The organism is Kitasatospora cheerisanensis KCTC 2395 (assembly GCF_000696185.1).
Taxonomy (GTDB): Bacteria; Actinomycetota; Actinomycetes; order Streptomycetales; family Streptomycetaceae; genus Kitasatospora; species Kitasatospora cheerisanensis.
In genome coordinates this window covers 3,096,641-3,117,217 of record NZ_KK853997.1, presented here as the reverse complement: position 1 = coordinate 3,117,217, position 20,577 = coordinate 3,096,641, and the positions used below count along the sequence as shown (strand labels likewise).

At 73.7% G+C, this 20,577-nt stretch carries 22 protein-coding genes and 1 pseudogene; 15 read left to right on the top strand and 8 right to left on the bottom strand.

Translation table 11 applies throughout. The features are described from left to right. Nucleotides 1-129: 129 nt before the first annotated feature. Entirely contained in the window at nucleotides 130-660 is a 531-nt protein-coding gene (locus KCH_RS14075; protein WP_051653065.1) for an Lrp/AsnC family transcriptional regulator, read from the bottom strand. A gap of 101 nt (nucleotides 661-761) precedes the next feature. Next, a complete protein-coding gene (locus tag KCH_RS14070; RefSeq protein WP_035863107.1) occupies nucleotides 762-1,298 on the bottom strand; it encodes a hypothetical protein in 537 nt (178 codons plus the stop codon). A 178-nt stretch (nucleotides 1,299-1,476) separates the two neighbouring features. Here KCH_RS14070 and KCH_RS14065 point away from each other — a divergent pair, with 178 nt between their 5' ends. The 3 genes from KCH_RS14065 to KCH_RS14055 all read left to right on the top strand — a co-directional run bounded on the left by KCH_RS14065 (nucleotide 1,477) and on the right by KCH_RS14055 (nucleotide 5,528). After that, complete coding sequence (locus KCH_RS14065) at nucleotides 1,477-2,181, top strand: response regulator transcription factor (protein WP_035863105.1); 705 nt, start codon at nucleotides 1,477-1,479, stop codon at nucleotides 2,179-2,181. 17 nt (nucleotides 2,182-2,198) lie between these two features. Continuing rightward, nucleotides 2,199-3,572, top strand: a complete 1,374-nt coding sequence (locus KCH_RS14060; RefSeq protein ID WP_035871998.1) for a sensor histidine kinase — start codon at nucleotides 2,199-2,201, stop codon at nucleotides 3,570-3,572. Between the two features lie 555 nt (nucleotides 3,573-4,127). After that, complete coding sequence (locus KCH_RS14055) at nucleotides 4,128-5,528, top strand: glycosyltransferase 87 family protein (protein ID WP_035863102.1); 1,401 nt, start codon at nucleotides 4,128-4,130, stop codon at nucleotides 5,526-5,528. Nucleotides 5,529-5,927: 399 nt separating this feature from the next. On the opposite strand, the gene KCH_RS14050 is transcribed toward KCH_RS14055, so the two are convergent. Continuing rightward, the gene (locus KCH_RS14050) at nucleotides 5,928-6,347 is read right to left on the bottom strand and encodes an SsgA family sporulation/cell division regulator (RefSeq protein ID WP_035863099.1); all 420 of its coding nucleotides are present in this window, start codon (nucleotides 6,345-6,347) and stop codon (nucleotides 5,928-5,930) included. Between the two features lie 373 nt (nucleotides 6,348-6,720). On the opposite strand from KCH_RS14050, the gene KCH_RS43320 reads away from it, so the two are divergent. From KCH_RS43320 to KCH_RS46025, 3 genes are all read left to right on the top strand, one after another. After that, nucleotides 6,721-8,067: a DUF2510 domain-containing protein gene (locus KCH_RS43320; RefSeq protein ID WP_035863097.1), complete on the top strand. Its 1,347-nt coding sequence runs from the start codon at nucleotides 6,721-6,723 to the stop codon at nucleotides 8,065-8,067. Next, a complete protein-coding gene (locus KCH_RS14040; RefSeq protein ID WP_167574051.1) occupies nucleotides 8,052-8,513 on the top strand; it encodes an RDD family protein in 462 nt (153 codons plus the stop codon). Before KCH_RS43320 ends, KCH_RS14040 begins: the two co-directional genes overlap by 16 nt. A 135-nt stretch (nucleotides 8,514-8,648) precedes the next feature. Next, nucleotides 8,649-9,350, top strand: coding sequence for an RDD family protein (locus KCH_RS46025; RefSeq protein ID WP_035863095.1), 702 nt, complete (start codon nucleotides 8,649-8,651; stop codon nucleotides 9,348-9,350). A gap of 173 nt (nucleotides 9,351-9,523) precedes the next feature. On the opposite strand, the gene KCH_RS14030 is transcribed toward KCH_RS46025, so the two are convergent. Next, nucleotides 9,524-9,826 carry a hypothetical protein gene (locus KCH_RS14030; RefSeq protein WP_157032049.1) on the bottom strand — a complete coding sequence of 101 codons (303 nt, stop codon included), beginning with the start codon at nucleotides 9,824-9,826 and terminating at the stop codon, nucleotides 9,524-9,526. 322 nt (nucleotides 9,827-10,148) lie between these two features. On the opposite strand from KCH_RS14030, the gene KCH_RS14025 reads away from it, so the two are divergent. From KCH_RS14025 to KCH_RS13995, 7 genes are all read left to right on the top strand, one after another. Continuing rightward, nucleotides 10,149-10,838, top strand: coding sequence for an endonuclease V (locus KCH_RS14025; RefSeq protein ID WP_035863091.1), 690 nt, complete (start codon nucleotides 10,149-10,151; stop codon nucleotides 10,836-10,838). A gap of 140 nt (nucleotides 10,839-10,978) precedes the next feature. Next, the gene (locus KCH_RS14020) at nucleotides 10,979-11,437 is read left to right on the top strand and encodes a hypothetical protein (protein ID WP_035863090.1); all 459 of its coding nucleotides are present in this window, start codon (nucleotides 10,979-10,981) and stop codon (nucleotides 11,435-11,437) included. Between the two features lie 73 nt (nucleotides 11,438-11,510). After that, on the top strand, nucleotides 11,511-12,686 hold the full coding sequence (locus KCH_RS41325; protein ID WP_425268898.1) for a WXG100 family type VII secretion target: 1,176 nt from the start codon (nucleotides 11,511-11,513) through the stop codon (nucleotides 12,684-12,686). Beyond that, nucleotides 12,683-12,955, top strand: a complete 273-nt coding sequence (locus KCH_RS41320; RefSeq protein ID WP_035863085.1) for a hypothetical protein — start codon at nucleotides 12,683-12,685, stop codon at nucleotides 12,953-12,955. Before KCH_RS41325 ends, KCH_RS41320 begins: the two co-directional genes overlap by 4 nt. Before the next feature lie 92 nt (nucleotides 12,956-13,047). After that, on the top strand, nucleotides 13,048-14,442 hold the full coding sequence (locus tag KCH_RS14005; protein WP_244305326.1) for a S8 family serine peptidase: 1,395 nt from the start codon (nucleotides 13,048-13,050) through the stop codon (nucleotides 14,440-14,442). A 179-nt stretch (nucleotides 14,443-14,621) separates the two neighbouring features. After that, entirely contained in the window at nucleotides 14,622-14,810 is a 189-nt protein-coding gene (locus KCH_RS14000) for a hypothetical protein (RefSeq protein WP_157032048.1), read from the top strand. A gap of 28 nt (nucleotides 14,811-14,838) precedes the next feature. Beyond that, nucleotides 14,839-15,303, top strand: coding sequence for an HIT family protein (locus KCH_RS13995; protein WP_035863081.1), 465 nt, complete (start codon nucleotides 14,839-14,841; stop codon nucleotides 15,301-15,303). A gap of 79 nt (nucleotides 15,304-15,382) precedes the next feature. Here KCH_RS13995 and KCH_RS39595 read toward each other — a convergent pair whose 3' ends face one another. After that, nucleotides 15,383-16,552, bottom strand: a complete 1,170-nt coding sequence (locus tag KCH_RS39595) for a lytic transglycosylase domain-containing protein (RefSeq protein ID WP_084223600.1) — start codon at nucleotides 16,550-16,552, stop codon at nucleotides 15,383-15,385. Here KCH_RS39595 and KCH_RS13985 point away from each other — a divergent pair. Further along, nucleotides 16,551-17,090, top strand: a complete 540-nt coding sequence (locus KCH_RS13985; protein WP_035871976.1) for a DinB family protein — start codon at nucleotides 16,551-16,553, stop codon at nucleotides 17,088-17,090. The two genes, KCH_RS39595 and KCH_RS13985, sit on opposite strands and share 2 nt — an antisense overlap. 7 nt (nucleotides 17,091-17,097) lie before the next feature. On the opposite strand, the gene KCH_RS13980 is transcribed toward KCH_RS13985, so the two are convergent. The 3 genes from KCH_RS13980 to KCH_RS44405 form a co-directional block, all read right to left on the bottom strand. Beyond that, a complete protein-coding gene (locus KCH_RS13980; protein WP_035863079.1) occupies nucleotides 17,098-18,210 on the bottom strand; it encodes a DUF2332 domain-containing protein in 1,113 nt (370 codons plus the stop codon). A gap of 324 nt (nucleotides 18,211-18,534) precedes the next feature. After that, nucleotides 18,535-18,921 carry a hypothetical protein gene (locus KCH_RS37285; RefSeq protein WP_051653059.1) on the bottom strand — a complete coding sequence of 129 codons (387 nt, stop codon included), beginning with the start codon at nucleotides 18,919-18,921 and terminating at the stop codon, nucleotides 18,535-18,537. 249 nt (nucleotides 18,922-19,170) lie between these two features. Further along, nucleotides 19,171-19,632, bottom strand: coding sequence for a hypothetical protein (locus KCH_RS44405; protein ID WP_244305743.1), 462 nt, complete (start codon nucleotides 19,630-19,632; stop codon nucleotides 19,171-19,173). On the opposite strand from KCH_RS44405, the pseudogene KCH_RS13970 reads away from it, so the two are divergent. Beyond that, nucleotides 19,609-20,564 (top strand): annotated as a pseudogene (locus tag KCH_RS13970) (cation diffusion facilitator family transporter). The gene KCH_RS44405 and the pseudogene KCH_RS13970 sit on opposite strands and share 24 nt — an antisense overlap. Nucleotides 20,565-20,577 lie beyond the last annotated feature (13 nt).

The window sequence follows — 20,577 nt, the reverse complement described above, 5'->3', positions numbered from 1 at the left end:
GGCGGACCCTGAGGGTGGGTGGTCCGTGGGCTCAAGGCTGCGTTCATTGCGTGCACGAGCCATAGGCATATGCCAAAAATCGTCCGGCGTCACCCGTGGACACGCCAAGCGGCCGGGAACGGCCGGATGTCATGCCCCGGCCGCCGCCCCCGCGGCCTGCTCGACCAGCGGCAGCACCCGGTACGGCACCGGGTTCTCCAGCGCGATCGCGGTGGACGCCCGGACGATCCCGTCGAAGCCCACCACCCGGTCGATCACCCGCTGCAGATCCGCGTTCGACCGGGCCACGATCCGCACCAGCATGTCGCCGTGCCCGGTGATGGTGTGCAGCTCCAGCACCTCCGGCACCGCCGCCAGGTGCGCCCGCACGTCCGCGCCCTGCCCCTGCGAGATCTCCAGGGTGGCGAACGCCGTCACCGGGTAGCCCAGCGCCGCCGGGTCCACCTGCGGCCCGAACCCGCCGATCACCCCGCGCGCCTGCAGGCGGTCCAGCCGGGCCTGCACCGTGCCGCGGGCCACCTGCAGGCGGCGCGAGCACTCCAGCACCCCGATCCGCGGTTCCTCGGCCAGCAGCCGGATCAGCCGTCCGTCCAGTGCGTCGATGGCATCGGGGTGCGGGGGCACGGGCGGCTCCTCGGTGGTGCGGGCGTCGACGGACATTGTGCGGTCGCCGCGGCCCGCCCGTCAGCCCCGAACCGCCGCGGGCCGGCCCGGACGACCTGCGCGTTCGGCCCCGGGGGCGGTGCGCGCACGGCGGCGGGTCAGCCCGGGACGACCTGCACGTCCGGCTGGTAGCCGTTCCAGGTCACGTACACCTGCGAGGCCCGGTCGTCCTTGCTGAAGACGATCCGCATCCACTGGTCGCCGTGCCAGACCTGCATCGCCCAGCCCGCCTCCGGCGTCGCCGACACCAACTCGGCGTCGTGCGCCCGCAGATCGAGCGCCACCCGGCCGCCCGGCAGGATGTAGCTGTGCACCGTGCCGGTCGGGCTCGGTGTGCGGCGGGCCGCCGAGGTGCTGCGGGACGGCGACGCCTGGCCCCGGGTCGGCGTCGGGTCGGGATCCGGGCCGGGCGCGGGGTGGCCGAGCCGGCCGGCGGGGCGGAGGCCGACGAGGGCGGAGCGGTCGCCGCGGCGGCGGGCCGGCGCCGCCGCCGAGGCCGTGGTCGGCGGCGGCAGCGCCACCGGCCCCTCGAACACCGTGTCGGCGAGCACCGCGTGCACACCGAGCCAGGACAGCGCCACCGCCGCCCCGGTGGCCGCCGTCCAGGCGCCCAGTTGAACCCATCCGCTCCGCATCGCGGGCCCATCCTGCCGTACGAAGGTCACGAGCAGGTCAGGGCCCCGGTCAATACCCAGCAACCTTGCGGATCACGGTTTCGGACGACCCGTCAGCTCCGCGCGGCGGCCCGCGGCCGGACGGCCCGGGCCCCCGAGGTACAGACCAATGGGTCGGCATGCCGTACCGTGCAGCCCCATGGCAACAGTGCTTGTGGTCGAGGACGACCCCTTTGTGCGTTCCGCCCTGATCCGCCATCTGGCCGACTCCGGCCACGCCGTGCGCTCCGTCGGCACCGCCCTGGAGGCGCTCCGCGAAGTCGCCCAGGTCGGCTGCGACCTGGTGATCCTCGATCTGGGACTGCCCGATCTGGACGGCAGCGAGGCGCTCAAGATGATCCGCGGACTGACCAACGTGCCGGTGATCATCTCCACGGCGCGGGACGAGGAGGCGGAGATCGTGCGGCTGCTCAACGACGGAGCCGACGACTACCTGGTGAAACCTTTCTCCGGCGAACACCTCACCGCCCGGATGACCGCCGTCCTGCGCAGACTCGGCGGCGGCGCCCTGATGGCCCCTCAGATCCTGCGCGTCGGCGGCCTCGCCATCGACCCGCAACGCCGCGAGGCCCTGCTCGACGGGCAGCGCCTCGACCTCACCCGGCGCGAGTTCGACCTGCTGGCCTTCCTCGCCGCCAGGCCCGGCGTGGTCGTCCCCCGCAAGGAGATCCTCGCCGAGGTGTGGCGGCAGACCTACGGCGGCGACCAGACCATCGACGTCCACCTCTCCTGGCTGCGCCGCAAACTCGGCGAGACCGCCTCCAGCCCGCGCTACCTGCACACCGTGCGCGGCGTCGGCGTCCGGCTGGAAGCCCCCTCGGAACCGGTCGGGTGCACGACATGAAGCGCCTGCTCCGCTCGCTGCGCTGGGCGATGGTCAAGGCCGCCATCGCCGGCACCGTCATGGTCGCCCTGGCGTTCCTCATCCCGCTCGGCCTGGTCGTCCAGCACACCGCCCGCGACCGGGCCTTCACCACCGCCCAGCGGCAGGCCGCCGCGCTCGGCCCCGCCCTCGCCATCACCACCGACCAGGAGGCGATCTCCCGCGCCCTGGCCTCCACCGACGCCGGCGCCCAGGACCGCCTCGCCGTCCACCTGCCCGGCGGCCCGACCGTCGGCAACGCCCGGGTCGACCCCGGACCGCTCACCTCCGACCAGGGCCGGAGCCGGGCCGGCACCGTCCGCACCGCCGGCGGCTACGCCCTGCTCCAGCCGTTCGCCGTCGACAACGGACGCACCGCGATGGTCGAGGTGTTCGTCCCCGACGAGGATCTGTCGCGCGGCGTCGGCACCGCCTGGCTGGTGCTGTCCGGCGTCGCGCTCGCCCTGGTCGCCGGCTCCGTCGCGGTCGCCGACCGCATGGGCACCCGGATCATCCGCTCCGCCCGCCGCCTCGCCACCGCCGCGCGCTCGCTCGGCTCCGGCAACCTCACCGTCCGGGTCCCGGTCGAAGGCCCCGAAGCGGCGGGCGCACCCGAAGAACTCCGCGAAGCCGCCTACGCGTTCAACGCGATGGCGGACCGCGTCGTCCACCTGCTCGCCGCCGAACGGGAACTCGCCGCCGACCTCTCGCACCGGCTCCGCACCCCGCTCACCGTGCTCCGGCTCAACGCCGCCGCACTCGGCGAGGGCGACGCCGCCGACGCCACCCGGCACGCCGTCGCCCAACTCGAGCGCGAGGTCGACCAGATCATCCGCACCGCCCGCCGGCACCCCGTCGACGCCCCACCGGTCGTCCTCGGCTGCGACGCCGTCGAAGTGGTCCGCGAACGCGTCGCGTTCTGGTCCGCCCTCGCCGAGGACGAGGGCCGCCCCTGGCAGCTCAACGGCGACGAGGACGCGGCGCCGGTGCCCGTCCAGCGCGGCGACCTGGCCGCCGCCGTCGACGCCCTGCTCGGCAACGTGTTCCGGCACACCGCCGTCGGCACCGCCTTCGCCGTCGACCTGACCGCCACCGAGGACGCCGTCACCGTCCGGGTCGGCGACGCCGGACCGGGCTTCGCCGACCCGGCCCCGGCGATCCGCCGCGGCGCCGGCCACGGCGGCGAAGGCTCCACCGGACTCGGCCTGGACATCGTCCGCAAACTCGCCGAGGGCACCGGCGGCGACGTCGCCCTCGGCAGCTCGGCCGCCCTCGGCGGCGCCGAGATCGCCGTGCGGATCAACACCCGCACCCAAGTCGAACTGCCGCGCCAGCAACGGCGCCGCCCCGGCCGACTGATCCGCAAGGACTGACGGACCGACGATGACGACACAGCAGCTGTTACCGCGGGGGCGACAGCTCGGGTGTCGCTCCCCTTCCTTAAGTACTCCCTAGTACGTCCTCAGCAGGGGCTGATGCCGCCCCTGGCGCGACGTTCCGGGCCGCCGGGTTGGCTAGGGTCGGCCGCACGCCGTTCGTCGCACACCGGTCCGCCGGTCCGCCGGTCCGCCGGTCCGCCGGTCCCTTCCCTGCTCCGTGACCTGTGGTCTGTGGTCTGTGGCCGCGCTCCGTGATGCGCAGCCCGTGGTCCGCGGTCTGCTGTGTGGAGTTCGTCGCACGTCGTCGCCCGGGTTCCGCCCTCCGCCGCTCTCCGTCCGCGGCGGCGGGCCGTCCGCCGGGCGCGGACCGGCCGCCCGAACCAGCGGTCGCCCCGGGCCCGGGCCGGACCCGGACGGCCACACTTCCCCGTGGCCGACGGCCGGCCCCGGAGGGGAGCCCGGGGCGACCGCGACCGGTGGCGCAAACCGGCAGGTCGGGTAGTGTCGGCTGCTGGCCCAGCGCAGGTCGACGGCGGACGGAGCAACACAGTGACCACGGTGCAAGCGGAACGCGCCACATCCTCCGGCGGCCCCGAGCAGCCGGACGTTCCCGCCTGGCAGCGCACGCTGACCGCACCGCTCCGCCTGCTCACCGCCGTCGCCGCGGCCCTGCGCGCCGCGCCCCGGCGGCCGCTCGCCGTCGCCGGCGCGCTCGCCCTGGTCTCCCTGCTCGGCTACGCGGTCGTGCGGCACCTGGCCGGCACCTCGATGGTCGACATGATCGTCTACCGGGCCGAGGGCGCCGCCGTCGCCCACGGCACGGACCTGTACGCGCTGCGGGTCACCGAGTGGAACCTGCCCGCCACCTACCCGCCGTTCGCCGCCATGCTGTTCGTGCCGACCACCTGGGTCGGCATCCCGTTCCTGCGGATCGCCGTCACCCTCGGGAACCTGCTGCTGCTGGCCACCCTCGCCCACCTGTCCTTCAAGCTGGTCGGCTGGCCACGCCGCGAACTGCGGCCGATCGGCGTCGTCCTGATCACCGGACTGGGCGTCTGGCTGGAACCCGTCTTCACCACCCTGCGCTACGGACAGATCAACCTCGCCCTGGCCTGCCTGATCCTCTGGGACCTCACCCGCCCCGACCACGCCCGCTCCAAGGGCCTCGCCATCGGCCTGGCCGCCGGCATCAAGATCACGCCCGGCCTGTTCGCCGTCTACCTGCTGATCACCGGACGGATCCGGGCCGCGATGGTGGCCGGCGCCGCCTTCGCCGGCACCGTGCTGATCGGCGGGCTCGTGCTGCCCGACGCCACCCGGGGCTTCTGGACCCAGTACCTGTTCGACTCCACCCGGGTCGGCAAGACCGTCATCGTCGACAACCAGTCGCTCAGCGGCACCGTCGCCCGCCTGCTGCACACCGAGAACCCCGGACTGCCCGCCACCGCGCTCGCCGCGCTGGTCGCCGTCGGCGGCCTCGCCGTCGCCGTCTGGGCGCACCGCAGCGCCCGCTGGTCGCCCCGGGCCGACGCCTGGAGCGTCTGCGCCGCCCTGGTCACCGCCGTGCTGATCTCCCCGATCAGCTGGACCCACCACTGGGTGTGGTGCGTGCCCGTGCTGGTGCTGCTCGCTGCCGAGGCCGCCCACGAACGCTCCCGGCCCGCCGCCGTCCGGCGCCTGCGCTGGCGGATCGTGTTCGGCCTCACCCTGCTCGGCTTCCTCTCGTTCGCGATGTGGATAGTCCCGCACAAGGGCGACCTCGACCTGCACCTGTCCCTGCTGAGCCAGGCCCCCGCCTCCGTCTACCCCCTGCTCGGCCTCTGCTTCCTGGCCGTCGCCGCCCTGCGCGTGCATTCCCGCCGCCGCGCCGCCGGCGCCCCGCTGGTACGCCTGCCCGCGCCGCGCACCGGCCCCGACGGGCTCACTCAGAAGGCCCCCGCGGCCCACTGAGCTGTGGCTGGGGTTGGTTCTTTGGGCTCGGACATGGACCCCGACATGGCCCCGGCCGTGGACCCGGTCTCGGGTGCGGGTGCGGGTGCGGATGCCGGGGTGGGGTGGAAAGCGCTTTCCTGAGGGGGTTGGAAAGCGCTTTCCGAAGAACTCTGGAAAGCGTTTTCCGGGGACCGGCGGGAAAGCGTTTTCCGGAGGGGAGTGGAGAGCGCTTTCCGGCTTGCCGGGTGCTTCGCGCGCCCGGCCCGCGATGCCTTCCGTGCACGGCGCGGACGCCCGGTAGGGGGCGCTCCGGCGGGCGTCCCGGCGGACGGGTCGGGGCGGCCGGCGCCAGCGCGGTGCTACGGGCCGCCGGAGGGGCCGTCGTGCGGATCACCGTTCGGGCCGGAATGGGCGGCGTCACGCCAGCAGTTCGGCGAGCGAGCCGTCCATGTCCATCGCCTCCAGCTCCGCGCCCGGCGGGACCAGGCGGTGCGCCCGCTCCAGCCACGCCGCGACGGTCGCCAGCGGCGCCTCCAGCAGCGCGTCGCCCGCCGGCGAGCTCAGCGCCATGCACAGCACGCTCCGCCGCCCCGAGCGGGTCGGCCAGATCCGCACGTCGCCCTGACCGCACGGGCGGAACGTTCCCTCCACCAGCAGCTCGCGCGCGAACACCCAGGTGACCGGCGTCCCGCTGTCCAGGTGGAAGGTCACGTACACCGCGAACGGGTCGTGGCTCCCGTACGACAGCCGCGCCGGCACCGCGACGCTGCGCTCCGGCGACAGCACCAGGTTCAGCTCCAGCTCCTGCTCCACCACTCCGGTCGACTGTCCGGCCATGGCCGCTCACCCTCTTCGCCTCCGCTGGGCCGCCCATCGGCCCCGCACCTGGAGAGAGGAGGAGCACCGCGGACTCTTACACGGGTTTCCGAAGAACTTTCCGGCGGACTTTCCAGAACCTTTTCCCCGCCGCCCCGGTTGTTCCGGACGGGACTCCGGCCCCGGCCGGCCCGGCCCACCGGACTCCCAGGACTCGCGCCGTACCACTCGGGTCCATCCCGTTCCACCGGTTCCACGAGTTACGTCGAACCAGGCGGACCGGGACGCTCCAGGTACTACCCTTTGTGACTGCCCGGCGACTCTCCGCCCGCGGCCCTGTTGCGTACGTCCGCACACGCCTGCACGCCGCGGTGCCGGTACGAAGGAAGAGGCAATGACGGACCGGCCCCCCATCGCAGCACCGATGCTCGGCGCGACCGTGCCCGCGGACGCCGGAGCACCCGGCTACTACCCCGACCCCTCGGTACCCGGCTTCGTCCGCTACTGGGCCGGCCACGCCTGGGTGCCCGGCACCAGCCGGGCCGCCCCCGCACCCGGCGAACAACTCCAGCCCCCGCGCTTCGTCGCCCGCTACCTCGGCCCGCCGCCGTACAGCATCCCGCCCGGCCTCGCCCACACCGCGCCCACCGGCCCGCTGATCGAGACCGGCCCCATCTACCTCGACGAGACCGGCGCCCACACCGCCTTCAACATGCCCGTCCACCCCGACGTGGCCGAGCCGCCTCCCGTGGCCGTCGACGTCCGCCCCCGCAGCGGGAGCAGCGGGAGCGCCGGCAGCACCGGCGGCACCGGGATGTCGCCGCTGCGCCCGGGCGAATCCGCGCCCTGGGCGGTCGCCGGGAACGGGCTTCAGCCCGTCACCGCCGAGTCCTGGGCCACCGCCGCCGCTCTGCGGCTCGGCCCCGTCCCGGAACCCGTGACCGTCGCACCGCAGCGGGGCGGCGGCGGGGTCGGGGAGTCGGACGTCCCGGCAGTCGAGTTCGAGCCCGTGGTCGAGCCCGAGGCGGTGGTGGTGGAGGAGGTCGGGCCGCGACCCGCGCAGCCGCTCGGCGGCACGCCCTGGCACGGGGGAGCGGCGGGGGCGGCCGGGGTCGGCGCCGGCGCTGGAGTGGGCGGTGGAATGGGCGGTGACGGTTCGGTGGGGATGTCGGCTACGCCGGGGCCGCTGTACGAACCGCGGGGGCCGTTCGTGCCGCGCGTCGAGCGTGCCGAGCGTGAGGCGACGCGTGGGCCGCGTGGCGGCGGGCCGAAGGTGACGGAGGCGGCGGAGGAGTCGCGGGCCGCCGAGCCGGCCGCCGGGTCGGCTTGGCGGGCGGATCCACGGGCGCAGCGTGGGCTGATGGACACCGGGAACGGCGCGCGGCGGGTGTCCTGGGGTGTCGTCGAGTCGGCGTCCGTCGAGTCGGAGCCCGCTGAGCCGGTCGCTGCCGGGCCGGTGCCCGCCGGGCCGGTGGCCGCCCGGGCTGCGTCGGGAAAGGTTTCGGCGGACGAGGCATCCTCGCCCGAGGAGCAGGTGGTTCGGGAGCCGCGGGCGGCGCATGTCACCAGTGAACGGGTTCGGCCGCCGCGCGGGGAGGCGAAGCCCACCGCTGCCGGGTCGGCCGCGGAGCGGGCCCGGCGCGGGTGCGCGGTGGCGGGGAGTCGCGGCGGGCCGCTCCGGCGCCCGTTCCGGCGGGGCTCGCCGCGCGCGCGTTCGGATGGCTGGTGGACGCGGCGGTGACGGTGGTGGTCGGGGCGGCCGTCGCGGTGCCGATGGCCGCGACGGTCTCGGCGCACGTCCAGCAGAAGATCGACCAGGCGCAGCGGGCCGCCCAGTTGACCGGCCGGCAGCACCAGGTGTGGCTGCTCGACCAGGTGGTGCTGGGCCGGCTGGGCGTGGTGGTCGGGGTGCTGCTGCTGTTCGCGCTGCTGTACCAGGTGCTGCCGATCGCCCGGACCGGCCAGACCTTCGGCAAGCGGCTGGCCCGGGTCCGGGTGGTCGTCGCGGGCGGCAGCCGTCCGCCGGGCTTCGGGCGCTCCCTGCTGCGCTGGCTGGTCGGCGGGCTGGGCACCGTCCTGCTGCTCGGCCTGGTCGCGCCGCTGCTGGACCGCTCCGCCCGGCGCGGCTGGCACGACCGGGCGGCCAGGACCAGGGTCGTCAAGGTCGCGCGGCCGGCGCGGCGTTGAGGGTACGTCCGTCGAGCGACGCCCTGTCGGTCGACCGGCGGACGCGCCCCTGACGTGCGGTCAAATGCCGTCGAAACGGACAGAAACGGGGCGAATATCCCAACATCGTAGTAATTGCGGTGTTCTACTCGTGGCATGAGCACCCACGACCCCTCTGGGACCGAGCCGGAGGAGGGCGGCAAGCCGTCCTTCGACAAGCAGCCGCCGTCGGCGGGCAGCCCGTACGACTCGCCGCCCGGTTACGGTGGCCAGTACGGTGCGCCGCCCGGATCGGGCTCCCCCTACGACAACCAGCCCCCCGGCTACGGTCCTCCGCCCGGCCAGACCTCGCCGCCCGGCGACCCGTACGGCGCGCCCAACGGCGGCCAGTACGGCTCGCCGTACGGCACACCTGGCCCCGGCCCGGTTCCGGGGATGCCCGCGCTCGGCGGCTGGGGCGCCCGGATCCTCGCCCGCCTGATGGACTGGATCATGGTGCAGGCGGTGGCCGTCCTGGTGCTGCTCCCGTTCGCCAACTTCGGCAAGCAGGACGGCTGGGTCGGCTCGGCCTGGCTCGGCTACGTGCTCTACCTGGTCTACGAGGGCCTGATGCTCAGCCGGGACGGCCAGACCGTCGGCAAGAAGCTGATGAAGATCCGCGTCGCCATGCTCGCCGACGGCTCCTCCCCGACGCCCAGCGCCGCCTGGACCCGCGCCGCCACCTTCGTCGCCCCCGCGCTGATCTGCTGCGGCGGCCTGTGGTGGCCCGTCGACGGCCTGTTCGGCGTCTTCGACAAGCCCTACCGCCAGTGCATCCACGACAAGGCCGCCAAGACGGTGGTGGTCTCCACCGCCTGACGGCCACTCGACTCCGGTTGGGCCCCGGGCCCGTGGCAGCCATCGACCTGCCGCGGACCCGGGAGTCAGTGCGCCCCGGCCGTCGCTCCCGACTGCCCGGACCGGTGGGCGTCGTCGGGGCGTCGCTCCCGACTACCTGGACTGGCTGGGTGTATTCGGGGCGTCGCTTCCGACTACCGGGACTGGTGGGCGTACTCGGGTCGTCGGGCAGCGGTCGGCATCGGGGCGCCGGGGTTGCTCGTCGCGGCCACCGGTGGGCGACGGCGGGCGGTGAGCAGGACCGCGGACAGCGTCCCCAGTGCGACCGCGAACGCCACCAGGACGGCGACCCGCCACACACCCGTCTCCCCGGACACGGCCAGCAGGGCCACCGTGGCGGCCGTCGCGATCAGCGTGCCGGCAGCCACTTGGGCCGGCCCGGGGCGAGCGGCGGCCGGGCGACGGACGGTACGGGGCGGGGCGGTGAGGCGCGTCATGGCGGTCGACCCTTCGCGCGGGGAATCCGGACCTGGGGGTGGCGCCGGGCGGCGCGGGTTGGCGCTGAGCCTTCGCGGGGGCGGGTGGTGCCTACGGCCCCTGGGGTGGCTAGGACTGGGTGGTGGCAACGGCCGAGGTGGGTAAGTCCAGCCTAATCGCTGGGAGTTGGGTCATCCCGGGGCACAGGGGGCGCACGGGCTCACGGGCCCGGGCCGTACCGCCGTTCCTCGCGCCGCGACCGCGGGCGATAGCGTGCACACGGACAACACCGGGGTGGGTGCCCGCCCCGCGCCACCTGTTTCCGACCCGCCCGGAGTCGCCGTGACCGTCCCCACCGACTGGCCCACCACCGCGGAAGCCGCCCGCGCCGAACAGGAACGCCTGCGCCCGCTGGTCGTCGCCGAGGGGCCCGAACCCCCGCGGCGCCAGGGCACGTTGATCGCCGGCGTCGACGTCGCCTACGACGACGAGCGGGACGTGGTCGCCGCCGCGGCCGTCCTCCTCGACTACGCGACCCTCGACGTCGTCGAACAGGTCACCGCGGTCGGCCGGGTGGCCTTCCCGTACCTGCCCGGACTGCTCGCCTTCCGCGAACTCCCCGCCGTCCTCGACGCGCTGTCCCGGCTCACCCGCACCCCCGACCTGATCGTCTGCGACGGCTACGGCCTTGCCCACCCGCGCCGCCTCGGCCTCGCCAGCCACCTGGGCGTCCACACCGGCCTGCCGACCCTCGGCATCGCCAAGACGCCGTTCACCTTCACCCACGAGCCGCCCGGCGCCCTGCGCGGCGACTGGTCCCCGCTGCTCGACGGCCCCGAGACGGTCGGCCGCGCCGTCCGCACCCGCCAGGGCGTCAAACCGGTCTTCCTCTCCGTCGGTCACCGCATCGGTCTACCTGAGGCCACCGCCGTCACCCTCGCACTCACCCCCTCCTACCGCCTCCCCGAAACCACCCGCCGGGCCGACTCCCTCTGCCGTCAGGCCCTCGCCGCCACCGCCCCCACTCCCTGACCCCACCTTCCGTCACCAGGGGGCGTTTTGACGGACCGTTCCATGTGTTAGACATATGGATTGGAGCCAACTTTTCATCGGGCCCCAGGCGGTCGAGCGGGCAGTCCAGCGGGCAGCAGGTACGGGGGAGGTACGAATACATGAGCACAGGCGGCAAGGGCTACCAGGTAGAGGTCGAGAGCCTGCGCGCGTTCGCGGCGCAAGTCCGAGGACTGCTCAAGGAGTTCGAGGACGGCGCAGGCGGCGCCAAGGTCCACGGCCAGACGGGTCTGGCAGCCACGGCCTTCGGCACGTTCCCGGAGGCCGAGGCGTTGCACGCGAAGTACGGCGAGATGCGGGACGGGCTGAAGCGGGTCCTCGATCAGATCCAGGAGTCGATCGACGAGGCACAGCGCAATGCTGACCGGACCGCGATGAACTACGAGGAGCAGGAGCACGACGCCAGCAAGCACCTGAGGCTGGCCAGTGACGGCTGGTCCACGGTCGGCCCGAGTTCCGGGACTGCGAACGTGCGCACGGCCGCGGCGGCCCCCCAGGCGAAGCCGCCGACGGGCAACGTCTCGCCGGCCGGCAGTGGGGAACCGGGGTCGGGATGGTGACCGTCCTCAAGACAGCGGAACCGCAGGACGGCCGAGGCACTGTTCGGCGTGAGGGGAGCCAATCGTGACCGACATGACCAACTTCTACTCCTACAGCCATGGCCAGATGCGCGACATGGTCCAGTCGATGGACTCCGGATCGGTCATGGCTGCTGCCGACCCCTGGCGTCGGGCCACGAACACTCTGAAGCAGATCCGTACGGCGCTGAATACCGCTGCGGCGGACGCCAGTGATTCTTGGCAGGGTGACACCAGCAACGCCTTCTACTCGCGGATGACCACGCTCGCCAACAGCGTCAACAACGTTGCCGCATACGCGAACGACGCCGCAGGCGCGCTGGAGATGATGTCCGAGGCCATCGACAAGGCCAAGCGTGACATGCCAGAGGAGCCCGGCCTCCTGGACAAGGTGGGCGACGCGATCAGCGACACCGCCCAGCAGTCGGTCGGCATCGACAACGAGGAGACTCGCACGGCTGTCGCGGATTCGCGTAAGCAAGAAGCGGTCACCGTGATGCAGACGCTGGCGGCCAGCTACCGCGCCACCACGAGCTACTTGAAGCCGCCTCAGGCCGGTCGTGGTGACGGCGACCGCGAGCTGTCTCCGCCGGACAACGGCGGTACCGGTGCCCTCGGTGCGTTGATCGCGGGCATCGGCACCGGCCTCGTCCAGGGCAGCGCGGGGACGGGTGGCTCATCCGGGTCGCAGGCGTCCGGACAGCGGTCGGTGACCAGCCGAACGCCTCAGGCACCGAAGCTGCAGCCCGTCGTGATCCGTCCGACCGATGCGGGCATCTCCGGAGGCACGGCCAATCCGCTCCCGCAGCCGAAGGGCCCGGGTACGGGCATTGACGGCATCCAGGGCGGCGGCGGTGTTCGCGGTGGCGCCGGAACGATCGGCGGTACCGGTGGCGCCGGCACGGTGCACGGTCCCACCGGCACCGGTGGGCTCGGGACGACCGGTGGAACGGGCGGTCTGATCGGCCGCGGCGAGGGCGGACTGCTCGGTGGTGGTACCGGCATCGGCGGCAGCCGCGCCGGGTTCAGCGGCAACAGTGTGTCCAAGGCCGGCACCTTCGGCGCCGGCGGCCTGGGCGGCAGTGGTGGTCCGGGGGCGGTTCCGGTCTGGGCGGTGCCGGCGGTGCCGGCGCACGCGCCGGTGGCGGTGGTCTTGGCGGCGGCGGCAGCGCGGGCGGCAGCGGCATTGGCGCGCGTTCGGGCGGCCTGGGCGGCAAGGCCGGCGGCGTGATCGGCGAGGCGACCCACGCGACTGCCGGTGGACGCGCGTTCACCGAAGGCGGTTCGGGCATCGGCCGCAACCGCTTCGGCCAGGGCGCCGCAGGCGGCCAGGCCGGAGGCCCGGGCCAGGCTGGTGCCGGACAGGGTGGCGGCATGGGCGGACACGGCCAGGCCGGTAAGAAGGACAAGAAGCGGGGCAAGGACCGTCCGGACTACCTCGTCGAGGACGAGGAAACCTGGGCATCCGGCGATCCGGTCAACCCGAACGTGGTGGAATGACGTTCGGCCAGTAGGACAGTCGAAGACGACCGGCCGTCCCGCAGATCCGATGGTCTGCGGGACGGCCGCTTCAACGAGTGGGGTGACGAGGCTTGACGACCAGCCGAACCGTGCGCGGTCTGGCCACGCTCGCTGCGGGAGCCCTGGTGTGGGGTGTCAGCGCCGGGCCCGCGATGGCGGACGAGATTCGCGACGGGCAGTGGACGCTGAAGAAGTACAGTGCCGCCGAGAAGGTTTGGCCGGTCAGTGAAGGCGATGGGGTGATCGTCGCAATCATTGACACTGGCGTTGACGCGAATCACCCCGACCTGACCGGTCAGGTCCTCCCCGGCACCGACTTCACCGGCGGCGCGGATGGGCGGTCCGACAGCATCGGTCACGGAACCGGCATGGCCAGCCTCATCGCTGGGCACGGACACGGCGACGGCGCGGGCATCATGGGCCTCGCGCCGAAGGCGAAGATTCTGCCGGTGAAGGTCAACCTCGGCAGTGCCACCGCGCCGAAGCCTCTCGATGGAGTCGAGGTGGGCAAGGCGATCCGCTACGCGGTTGACCAGGGGGCGAAGGTCATCAACATGTCCTTCGGCGCTGGAAATCCCCACGACGAGGGCTATCAGGCTGCAGTCGAATACGCCGTTCAGAAGGACGTTGTACTCGTTGCGGCCAGTGGAAACGACCCTGACCTGCCGCTCGACTACCCGGCGAAGTTTCCGGGAGTGGTAGTGGTCTCGGGCGTCACGGAGAGTGGTGACCTCTGGCCGAAGTCGGCCACCGGTTCCGAGGTGACGCTTGCGGGTCCGGCGGAAGACATCTACCACGCGAACCAGAAGAAGGGTTACAGCACCGGAGGCGGCACCTCTGACGCTACGTCATACGTGTCCGCGATCGCGGCACTCGTGCGTGCGAAGTACCCGAATCTGTCGGCGGGGCAGGTGATCAACCGGATGATCAAGAGCGCGGTGAAGCCGGCGGGGAAGGGCTCGTTCCCGAACCCCCAGTACGGTTACGGCATTGCATCCCCGTCCGCAGCCCTGGCTGCCAACCCCGAGGTGGACAACGGCCCGAAGGAGAACCCGCTGCTCCATCGGGCAGGCTCCTCCTCCACGCCCCCGAGCGCAGGAGCCTCCAACCCGGCGAAGCCCCCCGCGGCCGGTGGCGATGCCGCTACTCCGCAGGCGAGTGGTGACTCCAAGAGCAGCAGTGCGGTGCTGATCGCCGTTGGCGGTGGCGTCGTCGCGCTGATCGTCGTCGTGGTGATCGTGTTGCTCGTCCGCCGCTCCAAGAACGGCAACGGTGGTGGCCCCGGCGGTCCGGCCGGGCCTGGTGGGCCGGGGGGTGGGCCGGGCTATGGGTATCCGCCGCAGGCGCCGGGTGGTTATGGCCAGCCGCAGGGGCAGCCGGGCTATCCGCAGCCGCCGTATCCGCAGCAGCAGGCGCCGTATCCGCCGCAGCAGCCGCCGGCCGGGGGGAATCCGTACCAGCGCTGAGTGGGGGACTTTTGACGGCCCTCTCCCGAACGGCAGGAAGCCGTGCGGGAGAGGGCCGTCGGTGTGTCTCGGGCGGGGGACACGCTCACGGACGGCGGTAGGTGTTCGCGGGGTGGGGCGGGGGTCGGGTAGGAGATGACGGGAGTGCGGTTCTCGGATACCCGGAGGTGGTTGCTGTGGTGCGGTGGAAGCTTGCGGTGGCGGGGATGGTCGCGGTGGTGACGGTGGGGGTCGTGGGGGCGGGTGTCGCCTCGGCGGAGGGGGTGCAGAACGCCGAGCAGCAGAAGGTGTGTTCGAAGCTGTTGGGGATGGTGTTCCAGGGCCTGGTGCCTACGTCGATGGTGTGCGAGGTGCATCAGGCGGGGTAGCCGGGCGAGGGTCGTCTAGGCTCGCGGCATGAGCCTGACGGAGTGTTACTCGTGCGCGCGCGAAGCGGAGTTCGCCTCGTTGCCGCAGTATCAGCGGATCGTGGTGGACGAGGACTGGCGGGTGGTGCACGCGGTGGACTGCGCGCTGCCGGGGTGGTTGGTGCTGTTGCCCCGGCGGCACGTGGAGTCGATGGCCGGGCTGACCGCGGCGGAGACGGCTTCGCTGGGTGGGTGGCTGGTGCGCCTCGCGCGGGCGGTGGAGGCGGTGACGGGCTGCGCGAAGGCGTACGTGGCGCAGTTCGGGGAGGCGCAGGGGTTCGCGCACCTGCACTTCCATGTGGTGCCGCGCAGCCCGGAGTTGGAGGTGGAGCTGCGCGGCCCGCGGGTGTTCGGACTGCTGGGCGCCGGGGAGCGGGCGGTGACCGAGGAACGGATGGACGAGATCGCCGCCCGGATCGCCGCCGCGCTGGAACCCGCCGCCGTCCCACGCTGAACCCGGACACCCGGACACCTCGACGCACCAGGTAGGCACCCCACGCCGAAGCCGAGCCCCCGACCCCACCGCCGAGCGGTCAACTCGCGTTGGTCCAGGGCGCCTTGTTCATCAGGGCCTTGACGTTGGCGACGTACGACGGGTTCGGGATGACGGACTCGCCGATCTGCGCGCCGGTGGCGGGGTCGGTGGTGAGGTTGTAGTGGACGTTGCCCGCGCCGGCGTTGTACGCGGCGATGACGAGGTCGAGCAGCGGGGTCTTGCCGCTGACCGGGTCGGGGGAGAGGTCGTAGTCGCCGCCGAAGCAGGAGTCGCCGTAGTAGGCGACCAGCCAGTCCAGGTACTCGGTGCCGAGTTGGACGTTGCCGGCCAGGGTGTGCGGGTCGGAGGTGTTGCTGTACTTGGCGTTCATGGTGGAGACGGTGCCGGGCATGACCTGCATGGTCCCGATGCCGCCGTCGCAGGCGAGGATCGCCGACTGCCAGCCGCTCTCCTGCCAGGCGATCGCCTTGACCAGGGCGGCCGGCAGCGGCGGCAGGGTGTCGGTGGTGCGGCCGCCGGACGGGGAACTGAGCGTGAAGGTACGGGACTTGGCCGCCGCGGCGGTGAGCGCGTCGCCGACCGCGGACTTGGGCTCGTTGGTGCCGGTGTACGACGGCTTGCAGGAGCTCTGCAGCGGCGGGGTGTGCGGCGGGACGGCCGGCGGCGGGGGTGCGACCGGTCCGGCCTTGGCGACCGGGGCGGGGCCGCGGACGGCGGGCGGCTCGCGGTGCGGGTGGGGGTGGCGCTGCGCGAGGGCTTCGAGCCGGTCGAGGCGCTGGGCGAGGCGGAGGCCGACGGCGCGGCGGACGCGGACGCGGAGGCCGATCCGGACGGCGAGGCGGCGGCCGTCGGGCTGGGCGACGCCTCGGCCGTGGCGGCCGTGTCGGTGCGCGGGCCGCCCGCCGTCGTGGACTTCTTGGCGCAGCCGGCGACCGGGGCCAGGACGGCGGCGGCCGACAGCAGACAGAGTGCGGCGCGCAGCGGAGCCCGAACAGTCATGAAATCCCCCCGTATGTGTACGAGCGACCCGGTCTGCGCAAGGCGACCGGCCCGCGAGTCGGGAGCATGCTACGCCCCCGCCGACGGTGCTCGGCCAACGGGCCGTCAGCTGAGCGCGCCGCTCGCGGACGGGTGGCGGGATCTCGACGGCCGCTGGCGGTGCTGCCCCTGTTCGGCCGGGGTCGGGGCGGGCGATGCTGGGCCGCATGATGATCCCTGACACCAAGGACTGGACCTGGGTGCTCGAGCGCCCCTGCACCGAGTGCGGTCTGGACACGCCGGCCGTCGGCTTCGCGCAGGTCCCGGGCATGATCCGGGCGAACGCGGCGGCCTGGACGGAGCTGCTGGCCGGTGACCCGGCGGCGCTGCGCGAGCGTCCGCGGCCCGAGGTGTGGTCGGTGCTGGAGTACGCCTGCCACGTCCGGGACGTGTTCCGGCTGTTCGACGTGCGGCTGCGACTGATGCTGACCGAGGACAACCCGCTGTTCGCGAACTGGGACCAGGACGCCACCGCCGTCGAGGAGCGCTACGAGGAGCAGGACCCGGCCATCGTCTCCGTCGAACTCGCTGCCGAGGCCGAGCAGTTGGCCCGCTCCTTCGAAGCGGTGCCGGACTCCGCCCGGGCCCGGACCGGACTGCGCAGCGACGGTGCCCGGTTCACCGTGGAGTCCTTCGCCCGCTACCTGATCCACGACCCGGTGCACCACCGCTACGACGCCACCGGTCGGCAGCACGAACAGCTCTGACGAGAGGTCAGAACGCGGCGAGCGCGGGGTCGCCCTGCCCCAGCGTCCACGCGGGCAGGCCGTGCGGCATCGCCTCGGCGAGGACGGCGGTGGGCCCGCTGCCGAGCCGGGCGGTGAGCAGGAAGCGGTGCCGGGCACCGACCCGGCGCGGCTCCAGGGCGAGGTGGACGAACGGCGCGGACGGGCCGGACTCGGCTGCCAGGCGGTCCAACTCGGCCTCTGCGGAACGCCATTCCTCGGCCGGGACGTACTGGCGCATGATCGAGTGCCAGACCACGGTGAGCGCCCCGTCGGCGACCCGGACGCCGCGCAGGAAGTCTGCCGCACCGACCGGTTCGACGGGGGCGGGCAGCCGGGCGGCGAGCGCGAGGGCGCCGTTCAGGCGTTCCACGCGCGGGAGTTGGTCCGCCCAGAGGTAGGCGCGCAGGGCCAGCGCGCCGTCGGCGGACCGCGGGTCGATCGGCGCGGGGTCGCAGCCGCCCCGCTCCACCACCCGCTGGAGCGGCGCACCCCGCAGCCAGGCGGGCGGCTCGCCCCGCCAGGCGTCGGCGAGCACCACCGGGGAGTCCGCCGGCCCGTATGCGAACCCGGAGGACACGCAACGGAACTGCTCCGCCAGGAGGTTGAGGCCCGCACTGGAGCCGAGCTCGAACAGCCGCACGGGCGGCTGCGGGCCGTCGCCGGCCTCGGCCGCGAGCTGCTGCTGGGCCCAAGTCAGGCCGGTGAGCAGCAGGTTGGCGCGGCCGACCTCGTTGGTCTGCGGCGGACGCGTGAGCCACTCGCGGATCCACGGCAGCTGCTCGGCGACGGTGGCGCGGAACGCCGGCCAGGGGGCGTCCGGGTCGGCCGGGTCGAAGGCGCCGCCCGCACTCGGGTAGTGGGCGGCGAGCGCGGGCGCGCGGCCGGAGATCACCAGGGCGTGGACGGCGCCGAGCAGGCGCAGCGCGACGGCCGACGGGCCGGGGGCGTCCTCGTGACCGGCGATCGCCGCGGCGCACGGCCCGCCCGCGGCGAGGTCCTCGGCGGCCCGGCGCAGCAGGGCGGCGGACAGCGGGGAGCCGAGCTCCGCGCAGGCCTCGGCCTGGTGCTGGAACATGGCCACGGCATGGTCGATGGGCATCCGGGAACTCCTCCGTACCAGGGGCGACAGAACGTCATCCTTCGCCTCCCGCACGGCTGCCGGTAGCGGCTCCGGCGTGATCTCGCTCACGGGTGGTGCGGATGCGACCGGCTGGCCGCCCACCAGAGCCGTGCACCAGAGCCGCCCACGAGAGCCGCGCACGGTGCACGCGCGGGGCGGTCGCGTCGACACGGGGGCGCGCAACCCACGCCGCGCGCCCGCCTTCGCCCCGCCGCGGCCCGAACCGGCCGCACCGCACCGGATGCGCACCGCATACCGCACCGCCCCTCACCCGAGCCCCATTCCCGGCAGGGGTCGGCCCGTTCACCAGTCGGTCGCGCGCCGCCGGTGGGTCTGCCGGAGCTGGCTGGTGATGTTGGCGGTGTCGACTCCCACCACGTCGGCGATCTCCGGCGTGGCCAGCCCGACCACGTAGTGCAGGATCGCCAGGTCCTCGTCGGCGTCGACGTCCGGGCGGAGCCGTTCGGCGCCGGCCAGGGCGTGCTGTTCGGTGACGGTGTCGCGCAGGATCTGCCAGGCAGCGGCGGCCGGGTTGGGGCTCTCCAGCACGGCGGGCCACACCTCCGCCAGCGTGCGCAGGGCGAGCCGGACCACCCGGTGGGCCGCGCCCGGCTCCTGGAACCAGACCCGGGCGTAGCTCCGGTACCGCGGCTCGTGCAGCTCGCAGAATGCGGCGAACTCGACGGACACGCGAGGAAGTTCATCGGACCGATCAGCGAATGCCGAGCCTGCGGCCGGGATATGACGGTCGGTCACATCAGCTGCCTCTCGATCTGGGTCCGGACGGGGAGCGTCAGCGCTCACTCTAGGCCCTCGGGCGGGTGCTGTGGGTGACAAGTCTGCTGAGATGCCCGGGGCTGGACCCGTTTCCGGGCGCTGTGTGACGCATCGTCAGCAACCGCCGCCCGCCGGACGCAGCTGCGAGCACATCGCACCTGGTCAGGGGTGGTAGATCGGCAGTGGCTGCAAGGCAGTTGGTGTGCCACTGTAGGCCTCATGGGTGAACGCGGACACGGCAACGGGGCTCACCTTCACGGGCGAAACCCGGACCACAGGCATGACCACCATCACACATCGAACCGGCAGCACCCCCAAGAACACGCACACCGACACGCGGACACGGACCACGGAACCCACCCGGACCGTCCCGGTCTTCCGCACCACCACCCGCACGTGCACGAACACGAGCACGAAGACGGCCACCGGCACGAACATGCACACGACCTGAGGCCCGGTCAGGCGCCTCACCAAGCGCCCCGCGAAGCGCCCCACGACGCACCCGACGCTCACAACCACGGCCTCCACCACGCGCACGACCGCGGCCCCCATCACGCGCACGACCACCCGCACCCGCACCGCCACGGCCCGGTCCAGCGCCTGACCCACCTGCTGCGCCCGCACTCGCACGACGCGGTCGACCGGGTGGACGCGGCGCTGGAGTCGTCCGCCGAGGGCCTGCGCACGCTGTGGATCTCGCTGCTGGTGCTCGGCGCGACGGCCGCCGCGCAGGCGGTGGTCGCGGTGCTGTCGGGTTCGGTCGCGCTGCTCGGCGACACCGTGCACAACGCCGCCGACGCGCTGACCGCCGTCCCGCTGGGGGTGGCGTTCCTGCTCGGGAGGCGGGCGGCGAACCGCAGTTACACGTACGGGTACGGGCGGGCCGAGGACCTGGCGGGCGTCGCGGTGGTGCTCGCGGTCGCGGCGTCCTCGCTGGTCGCGGGCTGGACGGCGATCGACCGGCTGCTGCACCCGCAGCCGGTGGGGCACCTGTGGGCGGTGGCGGCGGCGGCCGTCGCGGGGTGCGTCGGCAACGAGTGGGTGGCCCGCTACCGGATCGCCACCGGGCGGCGGATCGGTTCGGCGGCGCTGGTCGCGGACGGACTGCACGCCCGCACCGACGGGTTGACCTCGCTGGCGGTGCTGCTCGGCGCGGGCGGCAGCGCGCTGGGCTGGCGGTCGGCCGACCCGGTGGTGGGGCTGCTGATCACGGTGGCGATCCTGATGGTGCTGCGGGGCGCCGTGCGCGAGGTGGGCCGACGGCTGATGGACGCCGTCGACCCGGCCCTGGTGGACGCGGCGGAGCGGGAGCTGGCCGCCGTGGACGGGTGCGCGGGGTCGGTGCGGTGCGGATGCGCTGGATCGGGCACGCGCTGCGGGCCGAGGCGGAGGTGGTGGTGGACCGCACCCTGACGGTGGTGGCCGGCCACCAGGTCGCGGTGGCCGCCGAGCGGGCGCTGATCCACGCCGTCCCCCGACTGCTGGCGGCCACCGTGCACATCGACCACGCTCCGGCCGAGGCCCGGACCGGTCGCTCGGCCGCCCCGAACCTCTGACGCTCCGTCAAAA

Coding starts and splice junctions, on each gene's coding strand:
- KCH_RS41325 (WP_425268898.1), top strand. CDS start 11,511: ATGACCAACTTCTACTCCTACAGCCATGGCCAGATGCGCGACATGGTC.
- KCH_RS14065 (WP_035863105.1), top strand. CDS start 1,477: ATGGCAACAGTGCTTGTGGTCGAGGACGACCCCTTTGTGCGTTCCGCC.
- KCH_RS14070 (WP_035863107.1), bottom strand. CDS start 1,298: ATGCGGAGCGGATGGGTTCAACTGGGCGCCTGGACGGCGGCCACCGGG.
- KCH_RS39595 (WP_084223600.1), bottom strand. CDS start 16,552: ATGCGGCCCAGCATCGCCCGCCCCGACCCCGGCCGAACAGGGGCAGCA.
- KCH_RS46025 (WP_035863095.1), top strand. CDS start 8,649: ATGAGCACCCACGACCCCTCTGGGACCGAGCCGGAGGAGGGCGGCAAG.
- KCH_RS13995 (WP_035863081.1), top strand. CDS start 14,839: ATGAGCCTGACGGAGTGTTACTCGTGCGCGCGCGAAGCGGAGTTCGCC.
- KCH_RS13980 (WP_035863079.1), bottom strand. CDS start 18,210: ATGCCCATCGACCATGCCGTGGCCATGTTCCAGCACCAGGCCGAGGCC.
- KCH_RS14020 (WP_035863090.1), top strand. CDS start 10,979: ATGAGCACAGGCGGCAAGGGCTACCAGGTAGAGGTCGAGAGCCTGCGC.
- KCH_RS14050 (WP_035863099.1), bottom strand. CDS start 6,347: ATGGCCGGACAGTCGACCGGAGTGGTGGAGCAGGAGCTGGAGCTGAAC.
- KCH_RS43320 (WP_035863097.1), top strand. CDS start 6,721: ATGACGGACCGGCCCCCCATCGCAGCACCGATGCTCGGCGCGACCGTG.
- KCH_RS13985 (WP_035871976.1), top strand. CDS start 16,551: ATGATGATCCCTGACACCAAGGACTGGACCTGGGTGCTCGAGCGCCCC.
- KCH_RS14030 (WP_157032049.1), bottom strand. CDS start 9,826: ATGACGCGCCTCACCGCCCCGCCCCGTACCGTCCGTCGCCCGGCCGCC.
- KCH_RS14075 (WP_051653065.1), bottom strand. CDS start 660: ATGTCCGTCGACGCCCGCACCACCGAGGAGCCGCCCGTGCCCCCGCAC.